9 protein-coding genes and 3 tRNA genes are annotated in these 13,061 nt (G+C 65.4%); 9 read left to right on the forward strand and 3 right to left on the reverse strand.

What is annotated here, in order from left to right; genetic code table 11:
• The 7 genes from U5N23_RS11945 to U5N23_RS11975 all read left to right on the forward strand — a co-directional run bounded on the left by U5N23_RS11945 (position 1) and on the right by U5N23_RS11975 (position 9,871).
• Positions 1 to 3,183, forward strand: coding sequence for an efflux RND transporter permease subunit (locus U5N23_RS11945; protein ID WP_322593029.1), 3,183 nt, complete (start codon positions 1 to 3; stop codon positions 3,181 to 3,183).
• 165 nt (positions 3,184 to 3,348) lie between these two features.
• Positions 3,349 to 3,435 (forward strand) — tRNA-Leu (locus U5N23_RS11950).
• Between the two features lie 73 nt (positions 3,436 to 3,508).
• A complete protein-coding gene (tig, locus tag U5N23_RS11955; RefSeq protein WP_322593030.1) occupies positions 3,509 to 4,822 on the forward strand; it encodes a trigger factor in 1,314 nt (437 codons plus the stop codon).
• Between the two features lie 123 nt (positions 4,823 to 4,945).
• Positions 4,946 to 5,554, forward strand: coding sequence for an ATP-dependent Clp endopeptidase proteolytic subunit ClpP (gene clpP / locus U5N23_RS11960; protein WP_007855689.1), 609 nt, complete (start codon positions 4,946 to 4,948; stop codon positions 5,552 to 5,554).
• Between the two features lie 200 nt (positions 5,555 to 5,754).
• Positions 5,755 to 7,020: an ATP-dependent Clp protease ATP-binding subunit ClpX gene (clpX, locus tag U5N23_RS11965; RefSeq protein ID WP_322593031.1), complete on the forward strand. Its 1,266-nt coding sequence runs from the start codon at positions 5,755 to 5,757 to the stop codon at positions 7,018 to 7,020.
• Between the two features lie 190 nt (positions 7,021 to 7,210).
• Positions 7,211 to 9,637: an endopeptidase La gene (gene lon / locus U5N23_RS11970; protein ID WP_322593032.1), complete on the forward strand. Its 2,427-nt coding sequence runs from the start codon at positions 7,211 to 7,213 to the stop codon at positions 9,635 to 9,637.
• Between the two features lie 158 nt (positions 9,638 to 9,795).
• Positions 9,796 to 9,871: transfer RNA gene (locus tag U5N23_RS11975), tRNA-Gly, on the forward strand.
• Positions 9,872 to 10,061: 190 nt separating this feature from the next.
• Here the strand turns inward: U5N23_RS11975 and U5N23_RS11980 are convergent.
• The 3 genes from U5N23_RS11980 to U5N23_RS11990 form a co-directional block, all read right to left on the reverse strand.
• Positions 10,062 to 10,613 carry a hypothetical protein gene (locus tag U5N23_RS11980; RefSeq protein ID WP_322593033.1) on the reverse strand — a complete coding sequence of 184 codons (552 nt, stop codon included), beginning with the start codon at positions 10,611 to 10,613 and terminating at the stop codon, positions 10,062 to 10,064.
• A gap of 119 nt (positions 10,614 to 10,732) precedes the next feature.
• Positions 10,733 to 11,365: a hypothetical protein gene (locus U5N23_RS11985; protein WP_322593034.1), complete on the reverse strand. Its 633-nt coding sequence runs from the start codon at positions 11,363 to 11,365 to the stop codon at positions 10,733 to 10,735.
• A gap of 9 nt (positions 11,366 to 11,374) precedes the next feature.
• Positions 11,375 to 12,202: an AraC family transcriptional regulator gene (locus U5N23_RS11990; protein ID WP_322593035.1), complete on the reverse strand. Its 828-nt coding sequence runs from the start codon at positions 12,200 to 12,202 to the stop codon at positions 11,375 to 11,377.
• Here U5N23_RS11990 and U5N23_RS11995 point away from each other — a divergent pair.
• Together U5N23_RS11995 and U5N23_RS12000 are read left to right on the forward strand one after the other, a co-directional pair.
• Positions 12,201 to 12,920, forward strand: a complete 720-nt coding sequence (locus U5N23_RS11995) for an aspartate/glutamate racemase family protein (protein ID WP_322593036.1) — start codon at positions 12,201 to 12,203, stop codon at positions 12,918 to 12,920. The genes U5N23_RS11990 and U5N23_RS11995 overlap by 2 nt on opposite strands.
• A 48-nt stretch (positions 12,921 to 12,968) precedes the next feature.
• A tRNA-Cys gene (locus U5N23_RS12000) sits at positions 12,969 to 13,042 on the forward strand.
• The last annotated feature ends 19 nt before the right edge of the window (positions 13,043 to 13,061 follow it).

Consider the following 13,061-nt stretch of genomic DNA (forward strand, 5'->3'; position numbering starts at 1 on the left):
ATGAGCCAGATCCAACCAAAAGAGGGGTTCAACCTCTCCAAATGGGCGCTCGACCACCCGGCGCTCACGCGCTACCTGATGGTGGTGCTGATGCTGCTGGGCTTTGCCGCCTACTTCCAGCTGGGGCAGGACGAAGACCCGCCCTTCACCTTCCGCGCCATGGTGGTGCGCACCTACTGGCCCGGCGCCACGGCGCAGCAGGTGGCCGAGCAGGTCACCGACAAGCTTGAGCGCACCTTGCAGGAGGTGCCCTACGCCGACAAGATCCGCAGCTACTCCAAGCCCGGCGAGTCGCAGATCATCTTCCAGATCAAGGACTCGTCCAAGGCCAGCGAGGTGGCCAATGTCTGGTACACCGTGCGCAAGAAGATCGGCGACATGCGCTACACGCTGCCCTCGGGCATCCAGGGGCCGTTCTTCAACGACGACTTCGGCGACGTGTATGGCGTGATCTACGCGCTCGAATCCGAGGGCTTCAGCTACGCCGAGCTCAAGAACTTTGCCGACGACGCGCGCCAGCAGTTGCTGCGCGTGCCCGACGTGGCCAAGGTCGAGCTGTTCGGTGTGCAGGACGAAAAGCTGTTCATCGAAATTTCGCAAAAGCGCCTGTCGCAACTGGGCCTGGACATGAACCAGGTGCTGGCCCAGCTGGGCCAGCAGAACGCCGTGGAAGGCGCGGGCGCCGTGCAGACCCCGCTGGACCAGGTGCAGGTGCGCGTGGCCGGCCAGTTCAATGCGGTGGAAGACCTCGCGGCCATGCCGATCCGCGGCCCCTCCGGCGCGCAGCTGCGCCTGGGCGACATCGCCGAGATCAAGCGCGGCTATGTGGACCCGGTCGCCGTGAAGGTGCGCCACCAGGGCAAGGAAGTGATCGCCCTGGGGGTCTCCATGACCAAGGGCGGCGACATCATCGACCTGGGCAAGGCGCTGCACGCCGCCACCGACCGCATCGGCTCCTCGCTGCCCGCCGGCGTGAAGCTGGTGAACGTGCAGGACCAGCCCAAGGCCGTGGCCACCTCGGTCAACGAGTTCGTGAAGGTGCTGATCGAGGCCGTGGTCATCGTGCTGGCCGTGAGCTTCGTCGCCCTGGGCTTTCACAAGCGCCCCGGCAAGAACCCGCTGTGGAAGCGCTGGTACATCGACCCGCGCCCCGGCCTGGTGGTGGGCATCACCATCCCCATGGTGCTGGCCGTGACCTTCCTGGGCATGTGGTACTGGAACATCGGGCTGCACAAGATCTCGCTGGGCTCGCTCATCATCGCCCTGGGCCTTTTGGTGGACGACGCCATCATCGCCGTGGAGATGATGGTGCTCAAGCTCGAAGAGGGCTACGACAAGGTGCGCGCCGCCACCTTCGCCTACGAGCTCACGGCCATGCCCATGCTCACGGGCACGCTGATCACGGCGGTGGGCTTTCTGCCCATCGGCATCGCCAAGTCGACTACCGGCGAGTACACCTTCGCGATCTTCGCGGTGACGGTGCTCGCGCTGGTCCTGAGCTGGATCGTCTCGGTCTACTTCGTGCCCTACCTGGGCACCCTGCTGCTCAAGGTGCCGGCCCATGTGGCCCATGCGCAGGAGCACCACGGCGTGGAGGCGGGCGGGCACGAGGTGTTCGACAGCCCGTTCTACAACTTCTTTCGCCGCCTGGTGACCTGGTGCGTGCGCCACCGCTGGATCACCATCGCCCTCACGGTGGGCACCTTTGCGCTGGGCATCGTCGGCATGGGCCAGGTGCAGCAGCAGTTCTTCCCCGATTCGAGCCGCCCCGAGATCATCGTCGACGTGTGGTTCCCCGAAGGCACGTCGTTTGCGGGCAACGAAGAGGTCACCAAGCGCGTGGAAGCGCGCCTGCTGGCCGAGCCGGGCGTGAACACCGTGAGCACCTGGGTGGGCTCGGGCGTGCCGCGCTTTTACCTGCCGCTGGACCAGGTGTTTCCGCAGAGCAACGTGTCGCAGTTCATCGTGGTGCCGCAGGACCTGAAGCTGCGCGAGAGCCTGCGCATCAAGCTGCCTGCGCTGCTGGCGCAGGAGTTCCCTGAAGTGCGCGGCCGCGTCAAGCTGCTGCCCAACGGGCCGCCCGTGCCCTACCCGGTACAGTTCCGCGTGGTCGGGCTGGACCCGCTGGTGCTGCGCGAGCGCGCCGACGAGGTCAAGGCCGCCCTGCGCGAGAACCCCCAGATGCGCGGCGTGAACGACAACTGGAACGAGTCCGTGAAGGTGCTGCGCCTGGAGGTGGACCAGGCCAAGGCGCGCGCCCTGGGCGTGACCAGCCAGTCCATCGCCCAGGCCAGCAAGACCATTCTCTCGGGCACGCAGGTCGGCCAGTTCCGCGAGGGCGACAAGCTCATCGACATCATGCTGCGCCAGCCGCTCGACGAGCGCAATGCCATCACCGACATCGCCAATGCCTACCTGCCCACGGCATCGGGCAAGTCGATCCCGCTCACGCAGATCGCCAAGCCCGTGTTCACCTGGGAGCCGGGCGTGATGTGGCGCGAGAACCGCGACTACGCCATCACCGTGCAGGGCGACGTGACCGAAGGCGTGCAGGGCGCCACCGTCACCGCGCAGCTGCTGCCCAGCCTGCGCGCCATCGAGGCCAAGTGGCGCGAGGCCGGGCAGGGCGGCTACCGCATCGAGGTGGCCGGTGCCGTGGAGGAAAGCTCCAAGGGCTCGGCCTCCATCGCGGCGGGCATCCCGATCATGCTGTTCGTCACCTTCACGCTGCTCATGCTGCAACTGCACAGCTTCAGCCGTGCGATGCTGGTGTTCCTGACCGGGCCGCTGGGCCTGGCCGGCGTGGCGGGTGCGCTGATCCTGCTCAACCGCCCCTTCGGCTTCGTGGCCCTGCTCGGCGTGATCGCGCTGATGGGCATGATCCAGCGCAACTCGGTGATCCTGATCGACCAGATCGAACAGGACCGCGCCAAGGGCATCCCGGCGTGGGACGCGATTGTGGAGTCGGCCGTGCGCCGGCTGCGCCCCATCGTGCTCACTGCGGCCGCTGCCGTGCTGGCCATGATCCCGCTGTCGCGCAGCGTGTTCTGGGGCCCGATGGCCGTGGCCATCATGGGCGGCCTGATCGTCGCCACGGTGCTGACCTTGCTGGCGCTGCCGGCGATGTATGCGGCCTGGTTCCGCGTGAAGCGGCCTGAGGACGAGCGGCTGGCCGCGGCCTGAGCCCCCGGCGCAATGCCCCTGCCGTGCGCGGGGGCAGGGTGAACCCTTGCACGCCATGGGCGGGTGGAAATCGGAGAGCCCCGCTTCTCAGGTTAAAATCTAAGGTTGACCGATTTCACACAGGCGGCGGGCATAGCTTGCCGCCTGTTTGTTTGTTGTTGAACCGCGCGGGTGGCGAAATTGGTAGACGCACCAGGTTTAGGTCCTGACGCCAGCAATGGTGTGGGGGTTCGAGTCCCCCCCCGCGCACCATCCATGTGAGACCTTGCGGAACACTGCGCAGCAGCGAGCACGATCACATTCTTAGAGTCTTAGAGGAATAGCCATGTCCGTTACTGTTGAAACCCTTGAGAAGCTCGAGCGCAAGATCACGCTGAGCGTGCCCCTGACCGCGATCCAGACCGAAGTCGACACGCGTCTGAAGCGCCTTGCGCGCACCGTGAAGATGGACGGTTTCCGTCCCGGCAAGGTGCCCATGAACGTGGTCGCCCAGCGTTACGGCTATTCCGTGCAGTACGAAGTGCTCAACGACAAGGTCGGTGAAGCCTTTGCCGTGGCTGCCAACGAAGCCAAGCTGCGCGTGGCCGGCCAGCCCCGCATCACCGAAAAAGACGGCGCCCCCGAAGGCCAGGTGACCTTCGACGCCATCTTCGAAGTGTTCCCCGAAGTCAAGATCGGAGACCTGTCTGACGCCGAAGTCGAGAAGCTGTCGGCCGATGTGACCGATTCGGCCATCGACAAGACCATCGACATCCTGCGCAAGCAGCGCCGCACCTTCGCCCAGCGCGCCCAGGGCGCTGCTGCCGAAGACGGTGACCGCGTGTCCGTGGACTTCGAAGGCAAGATCGACGGCGAGCCGTTCGACGGCGGCAAGGCCGAGGACTTCCAGTTCCTGATCGGCGAAGGCCAGATGCTCAAGGAATTCGAAGAAGCCGTGCGCGGCATGAAGACCGGCGAAAGCAAGACCTTCCCGCTGGCCTTCCCTGCCGACTACCACGGCAAGGACGTGGCCGGCAAGACGGCTGACTTCCTGGTCACGGTCAAGAAGATCGAAGCCGCCAACCTGCCCGAAGTGAACGACGCCCTGGCCAAGTCGCTGGGCATCGCCGACGGCTCGGTGGAAGGCCTGCGCGCCGACATCAAGAAGAACCTGGAGCGTGAAGTCAAGTTCCGCCTGCTGGCCCGCAACAAGCAAGCCGTGATGGACGCCCTGGTGGCCAAGGCCGAGCTGGACCTGCCCAACGCCAGCGTGCAGGCCGAAATCGCCCGCCTGCTGGAAGGCGCCCGTGCCGACCTCAAGCAGCGCGGCCTGAAGGACGCCGACAAGGCCGAGATCCCTGAAGACGTGTTCCGTCCCCAGGCCGAGCGCCGCGTGCGCCTGGGCCTGGTGGTGGCCGAGCTGGTGCGCGCCAACGAACTGCAGGCCAAGCCCGAGCAGCTCAAGGCCCACATCGACGAGCTGGCTGCCAGCTACGAGAAGCCCGAAGACGTGGTGCGCTGGTACTTCGGCGACCGTCAACGCCTGGCCGAAGTGGAAGCCGTGGTCATCGAGAACAACGTGACCGACTTCGTGCTGGGCAAGGCCAAGGTCGTTGACAAGGCCGTGTCGTTCGACGAACTCATGGGCCAGCAAGGCTAAAGCCGGTGTTCGCCGGCCGTCCTTTGCGGATGGGCCGGCGATAGCTTGCCGCAGGGGCTTGTGCTTTCATGCACAAGCCCCAATTCATTTCTGGGTACAGTACCTGCTTGCACTGGAGAAAACATGAGTTCACTGGATACACAAGCCCTGGGCATGGTCCCCATGGTCATCGAGCAGTCGGGACGCGGTGAGCGCTCCTACGACATCTATTCGCGCCTGCTCAAGGAGCGCATCATCTTCCTGGTGGGCGAGGTCAACGACCAGACCGCCAACCTGGTGGTGGCGCAGCTGCTCTTCCTGGAGAGCGAGAACCCCGACAAGGACATTTCGTTCTACATCAACTCGCCTGGCGGCAGCGTGACGGCCGGCATGGCCATCTACGACACCATGCAGTTCATCAAGCCCGATGTGTCGACCATGTGCGTGGGCTTTGCGGCCAGCATGGGCGCCTTCCTGCTGGCGGCCGGTGCCAAGGGCAAGCGTTTCTCGCTGCCCAACTCGAAGATCATGATCCACCAGGTGCTGGGCGGCGCACGCGGCCAGGCGACCGACATCGAGATCCATGCGCGCGACATCCTGCGCACCAAGGACCAGATGAACCGCATCCTGGCCGAGCGCACGGGCCAGCCGCTGGAAAAGGTCAAGAACGACACCGAGCGCGACTACTTCCTCACGGCCGACGAGGCCAAGGAATACGGCTTGGTGGACCAGGTGATCGCACAGCGCCCCTGATCCGGGCGTTGTGATCGGCCTGCGGCGTTCGTTTCCCTGAAAACGGCGGTACCCGGCGTGCCTGGTGCCTCCCTCCTGTAGCCTTGGGTGGAGTGCAGTGCATTCCCGCCCTGGAAAGCAGGCAGTTTCCCGGGGAAACAACGCCGCTTTTTATTTGGTTATCATCTCCCGACAACTTTCCGTAACAAGGCATTGCCCCCATGGCCGAGAAAAAAGGCTCCTCCAGCGAGAAAACCCTCTACTGCTCTTTCTGCGGCAAAAGCCAGCACGAAGTGAAGAAGCTGATCGCCGGACCGTCCGTCTTTATCTGCGACGAGTGCATTGACCTGTGCAACGAAATCATCCGTGACGAGCTGCCCTCGGGCGAGCTGTCCAAGGACGCCAAGAGCGACCTGCCCACGCCGCTGGAGATCAAGTCCAACCTGGACAACTACGTCATCGGCCAGGACCAGGCCAAGCGCACGCTGGCCGTCGCGGTGTACAACCACTACAAGCGCCTGCGCCACAAGGACAAGGCGCACAAGGACGATGTCGAGCTGTCCAAGAGCAACATCCTCCTGATCGGGCCCACGGGCTCGGGCAAGACGCTGCTGGCCCAGACGCTGGCGCGCATGCTGGACGTGCCCTTCGTGATGGCCGATGCCACCACCTTGACGGAAGCCGGCTATGTGGGCGAGGACGTGGAGAACATCGTCCAGAAGCTGCTGCAAAGCTGCAACTACGAAGTCGAGCGCGCGCAGCGCGGCATCGTCTACATCGACGAGATCGACAAGATTTCGCGCAAGTCGGACAACCCCTCCATCACCCGCGATGTGTCGGGCGAGGGCGTGCAGCAGGCGCTGCTCAAGCTGATCGAAGGCACCATGGCCAGCGTGCCGCCCCAGGGCGGGCGCAAGCACCCGAACCAGGACTTTCTGCAGATCGACACGACCAACATTCTGTTCATCTGCGGCGGTGCGTTCGCGGGCCTTGAGAAGGTCATCGAGAACCGCACCGAGGCGTCGGGCATCGGCTTTGGGGCATCGGTCAAGAGCAAGAAGCAGCGTTCGCTGACCGAGGTGTTCACCGAGATCGAGCCCGAGGACCTGATCAAGTTCGGCATCATTCCCGAGCTGGTGGGCCGCATGCCCGTGGTGACGGCGCTGGCCGAGCTGAGCGAGGACGCGCTGGTGCAGATCCTGACCGAGCCCAAGAACGCGCTGGTCAAGCAGTACAGCAAGCTGCTGGCCATGGAAGGCGTGGACCTGGAGATCCGCCCCGCCGCGCTCAAGGCCATCGCCCGCAAGGCACTGGCCCGCAAGACCGGTGCGCGCGGCCTGCGCTCCATCCTGGAGCAGTCGCTGATCGGCACCATGTTCGACCTGCCCAACCAGAGCAACGTCGAGAAAGTCGTGGTGGACGAGTCCACCATCGAAGAAAGCAAGCCGCCGCTTCTCGTGTACCGGGAAGCAGCCAAAAAGGCCTAGGGCCCTGAGAGCGCAAGCCCCTGCGTTCTGAGTGTTCCGAAATGTCCCAGTGGTGCATGCAGCTGACTGCATATGCCGCGCAGGGCAGCCGTAGGCGCTGCCCTTCAACCCTTCTTCCAGCGCGGCTGGGAGAAGGGGTTGAAAATCCCCACATGTGGACCATCTGCCACAGAGTTAACTGAGGATTTCCATGTCCGGACACACCCCCCTGCCAGCCACCCCCATCGACCTGCCGCTGTTGCCTTTGCGTGACGTGGTGGTGTTCCCCCACATGGTGATACCGCTCTTCGTGGGCCGCCCCAAGAGCATCAAGGCGCTGGAGCTGGCCATGGAGGCCGACCGCCGCATCATGCTGGTGGCCCAGAAGGCCGCCGCCAAGGACGAGCCCTCGGTGGCCGACATGTTCGACGTCGGCTGCGTCTCCACCATCCTGCAGATGCTCAAGCTGCCCGATGGCACCGTGAAGGTGCTGGTCGAAGGCCAGCAGCGCGCGCTGGTATCGTCCATCGAGGACGGCGAGACGCACTTCACCGCCACCGTGACGCCCGTGGAGCCCGCTGCCGAGGCCGCCAAGCCCAGCGAGATCGAGGCCCTGCGCCGCGCGGTGATGCAGCAGTTCGACCAGTACGTCAAGCTCAACAAGAAGATCCCGCCAGAGATCCTCACCAGCATCTCCAGCATCGATGACCCGGGCCGCCTGGCCGACACGATTGCCGCGCACCTGCCGCTCAAGCTCGAGAACAAGCAGATCGTGCTCGACCTGTCGGACGTGAAGGCGCGGCTGGAAAACCTGTTCGAGCAGCTCGACCGCGAGGTCGACATCCTCAACGTCGACAAGAAGATCCGTGGCCGCGTGAAGCGCCAGATGGAGAAGAACCAGCGCGACTTCTACCTCAACGAGCAGGTCAAGGCCATCCAGAAGGAACTGGGCGAAGGCGAAGAGGGCGCGGACATCGAGGAGATCGAAAAGAAGATCAAGCTCGCCAAGATGCCCGCCGAGGCGCGCAAGAAGGCCGATGCCGAGTTCAAGAAGCTCAAGCTCATGTCGCCCATGTCGGCCGAGGCCACCGTGGTGCGCAACTACATCGACGTGCTCACGGCGCTGCCGTGGAGCAAGAAGACCAAGATCAAGCACGACCTGGTGAACGCCGAAGGCGTGCTCAACGAAGACCATTTCGGCCTGGACAAGGTCAAGGACCGCATCCTTGAGTACCTTGCAGTGCAGCAGCGCGTGGACAAGGTCAAGGCCCCCATCCTTTGCCTGGTGGGCCCTCCTGGCGTGGGCAAGACCTCGCTGGGCCAGTCGATCGCCAAGGCCACCGGCCGCAAGTACGTGCGCATGGCCCTGGGCGGCATGCGCGACGAGGCCGAGATCCGCGGGCACCGCCGCACCTACATCGGCGCACTGCCGGGCAAGGTGCTGCAGAGCCTCTCGAAGGTGGGCACGCGCAATCCGCTGTTCCTGCTCGACGAGATCGACAAGCTGGGCACCGACTTCCGCGGCGACCCGTCGAGCGCGCTGCTGGAGGTGCTGGACCCCGAGCAGAACCACACCTTCGGCGACCACTACGTCGAGGTGGACTTCGACCTGTCCGATGTGATGTTCGTCGCCACCTCGAACTCGATGAACATCCCGCCGGCCCTGCTCGACCGCATGGAAGTGATCCGCCTGTCGGGTTACACCGAGGACGAGAAGACCAGCATCGCCATGAAGTACCTGCTGCCCAAGCAGCTCAAGAACAATGGCGTGAAGGACGAAGAGCTCAACATCACCGAGCCCGCCGTGCGCGACATGGTGCGCTACTACACGCGGGAAGCCGGCGTGCGCTCGCTCGAGCGCGAGCTGTCCAAGATCTGCCGCAAGGTGGTCAAGGGCCTGCAGCTCAAGAAGCTCGAGCCCCAGGTCGTCGTCACCGCCGACAACCTGCCCGACTTCCTGGGTGTGCGCAAGTACACCTACGGCCGTGCCGAGGCGCAGAACCAGGTGGGCCAGGTGGTTGGCCTGGCGTGGACCGAGGTGGGCGGCGACCTGCTGACCATCGAAGCCGCTGCCATGCCCGGCAAGGGCGTGATCACGCGCACCGGCTCGCTGGGCGACGTGATGAAGGAATCGGTCGAGGCCGCGCGCACGGTGGTGCGCAGCCGCTCGCGCATCCTGGGCATCAAGGACGAAGCCTTCGAGAAGCGCGACATCCACATCCACGTGCCCGACGGCGCCACCCCCAAGGACGGCCCGAGCGCCGGTGCCGCCATGACCACGGCCTTCGTCTCCGCGCTCACGGGCATCCCCGTGCGCGCCGACGTGGCCATGACCGGCGAGATCACCTTGCGCGGTGAAGTCACCGCCATCGGTGGCTTGAAGGAAAAGCTGCTCGCGGCCCTGCGCGGCGGCATCAAGACGGTGCTGATCCCCGAAGAGAACGTGAAGGACCTGGCCGAGATCCCGGACAACGTCAAGAGCGGCCTGGAGATCGTGCCCGTGCGCTGGATCGACAAGGTGCTGGAGATCGCCCTGGAAAGCATGCCCGTGCCCCTGACGGACGAAGAGGTGGCCGTGGCATCGGCGCCTTCGGCCGACAAGGCGGCTGCGCCCGCTGCAGATGGACTCAAGCACTGAAAGGGTGTGAACCGGCCCTGCAGTGCAAAGTCGATGGAATGCAGGGAAGGCAAAATTTTTGAAGGGATTTTCAGAGACCCCCAGAAAATGCGCTACAATTCATTCCATCGCAGCACACAACGTACTAAACGATGTACAATGTGAGGCTTCGGTAAAATGCGGGAATAGCTCAGTTGGTAGAGCGCAACCTTGCCAAGGTTGAGGTCGAGAGTTCGAGACTCTTTTCCCGCTCCATACATCGCAGGCTGCCCAGGCAGCAGGCAAGCAAAAAGGATCCTTCGGGATCCTTTTTTGTTTTGTGGCGTCGTCTGTGCTTGTCACCCTCCGGCCAGCGATGCGCCTGTTGCCGCGCGCCGACGTGATCGCGAGGCCTGCAGCATCCGCGCCGCAAGCCGGGCGGGTCTGATCAGGATGGCGGGCCAGGTTATTTGAAGGTGCTGCTCAGAATCACCCACTCGATCCCATCGCCATCGCCACCCACGTCCTCGTGCCTGGCGATGTTGATCGCAAGCTCAGGACAATCCTGGCCGTCCCCCAGCCATTTCGTGTCCCGAAAACCGAGCTTCATGGCCTTGAATTGGCGCTTGAGCTTGGCGAAGCTGGTGTTGCGGTGCAGGTCCACGCCCTGGTACTTCAGCGTGCCGGCCAGAAACTCGATGTCCTGCACCTTGCTGCCGTCGTAGCGCACGCGGATGAAGGTGGATTTGTCGGCGGTGAGGAAGTCGTCTTCGTCTGGGTAGCGGCCGGGCTTGGGTGGCACGAATCCGGCTGTGCCCATGGCCTTGCGCAGCGCTTCGCGATCCTGCCCCATGCTGACCTGCAAGCTGCCGCAGGTGATGCCCTGGCGCGGCACCAGTTGCCAGGAGGCATTGGCCTGTGTTCCCGTGGCGCTGCTGCAGTGCTCGGTGGGTTGGGACATGGCGCTGCCGGCCAGCAATGCGGTGCACCAGGCGAGTATCTTCAGAAGGCGGAGCATGGAGACGGGTTCCTCGTTGTCACGTTCATGGATGGGGCCCTGGAGGGCGAGCATACCTTCGGGCGCCGGTCGCGCCGGCCAGTGCCACGGCAAGGGCAGGCCGCTTCTTCCAGGCGCGTTCAGGACGCCCACCAGTGCGTGACCATGAAGGGCCGCGGCTGCCCGGGCACGGACACCAGAATGCTCCCGCGCCCGCACAGCGGGCCGCAGCGCTGGCCCAGGTAGCGGATGGCCACCGCCGGCACGGGCTGCGTGGTGCCCTCGGGCAGCACGGCTGCCGCGCCGCGTTCCAGGTGCGCAAGCACCACGAACTGGTCTTCGCCATCGAGCGTCTGCGTGACCGTGTGGCAGGCCGGGTTGCTGCCGCCCTTGGCGGGAGTGGCGGCCTGCAGCAGCGCCGCCGCACGCCGCCCTTCGATCAGGGCCATGCGCTCGGCCTCGGTCTTCCATTGGGCAGGCTTGGCGTTGGCCTGGCGGTTGAGTTCACTGCGGTCCAGCAGCACCGTGACGCCCTCCAGCACCACCGACAGGCAGTCCGCCGGCGCGCGCGTGCGCTGTGCCACGGTGCGGGTTTCGTCGACGTCGGTGCCTGCGGGCGGCCGCGCGGGTGGTGCGCCGTGGGTCACCGTCCATGCGCCCATGGTCAGCGCCGCAGCCAGGCAGGTAGCCCGCAGCCGTGGGCACTTGCCGGGGATGGGGTGCTGGTCGCGGAGTGCATCGCGGTGGGGTGGCGGTGTGGCGTCCTGGATCATGGTGGGGGTTCAGCGGGGCCCGCGCCGGTACGCCGAGGGCGTCAGTCCCAAGGCTTTGAGCACGGCCGTACCCATGTGCGACTGGCTCGCATAGCCCGCCGTGGCGGCCACGTCGGCCAGCGTGCCGTGCGGTGCGTGCAGCAGATGCCGCGCGCGCTGCAGCCGGCGCTCGTTCACATAGGCGTGGGGTGTCATGCCGGTCAGCTGCTTGAAGTGGCGCAGAAAGGCCAGCGGCGTGTGTTGCACCGAGGCGCTCAGTGCGGCGAGCGACAGATCTTCATCGGGGTGGCCGATCTCGTCGTCGATGCGCTCCAGCACGCGGGCGTAGAGCGGGCGCAGGTCCGCCAGACCCTGCGCCGTGCGTGCAGGTGCCCGCAAGGCATCGAGCCCCACCAGCAGCAACTGCACCCGCGCCTGCACCTGCGCTGCCGGCGCGCTGCACACCAGCAGCGCGCGCAGCGCCAGCGCCTGCTGCAGCAGGGCGGGTGGGGCTGTGCGCTGGGGCCGCGCAGGCCCGGCCTGGGCTCCATCGCTGCTTTCTGCTGCGTCCCAGCGCACCACCAGGTACTCGCCGCCGGTGGCCGACTCCGAGAACACGTCCAGGCCCGGTGGGGTGAACGACAGGGTGCCCGTCCAGGTGTCGAAGTCTTCACGCCGGTCCGTGCCGATCGCATGCACGCCCGTCTGCCGTTCCAGCGCCATGCCCAGCGAGGCGCGTTGCGGGTTGTCGCGGGCACTGTAGGGCGCGCGTGCGAGCAGTTCCACCGTCAGCCCCGCGGCGACGCTCGTGGCGCGTGAAATTCCGTGATAGACGATGGGCTGCACGGTGCGGATCATGGCAGTTTTCCAACTGGAGATCCATGTGAAGACCATAGGCCTGATCGGCGGCATGAGCTGGGAATCGACCGCCGAGTACTACCGCCTCATGAACCAGGAGGTGCGCACGCGCCTGGGGCCGCTGCGCTCGGCGCAGCTGCTCATGCACAGCGTGGACTTCGGCCCCATCGCCCAGGCCCAGCACGAAGGCCGCTGGGACGATGCCGGCGCCCTGCTGGCCGACAGCGCGCGCCGCCTGCACGCCGCAGGGGCCGATGCCATCGTGCTGTGTACCAACACCATGCACAAGCTGGCCGGCACGATTGCCGCCGCCGTGCCGCTGCCGTTTCTGCACATCGCCGACCCCGTGGGCAAGGCGGCGCGGACGCAGGGCCTGCGCAAGCTGGGCCTGCTGGCCACGGCGTTCACCATGGAGCAGCCGTTTCTCAAGGACAGGCTGGTGCAGGACTACGGCCTGGACGTCGCCACGCCCGACGCTGCCACGCGCGCCGAAGTGCACCGCGTGATCTACGAGGAACTGTGCCAGGGCATCGTGCGCGATGCGTCGCGCCTCTTCTACCAGGAGGCCATTGCGCAACTGCAGGAGGAGGGCTGCGACGCCATCGTGCTGGGTTGCACCGAGATATCGCTGCTGGTGCAGCAGGCGCACAGCCCGCTGCCGCTGCTGGACACCACGGCGCTGCATGCCCGGGCGGCGGTTGACTTTGCCCTCGGGTAGCGGTCTTGGCAAACCTGTTGGCAAATTCGGTTAGAATCTGAGGCTCACGGCGCGATAGCAAAGCGGTTATGCCCCGGATTGCAAATCCGGTTAGACCAGTTCGACTCTGGTTCGCGCCTCCAGAATTTTGAAGACCATATT

Source organism: Acidovorax sp. (assembly GCF_034519795.1).
Lineage (GTDB): Bacteria > Pseudomonadota > Gammaproteobacteria > Burkholderiales > Burkholderiaceae_C > Acidovorax.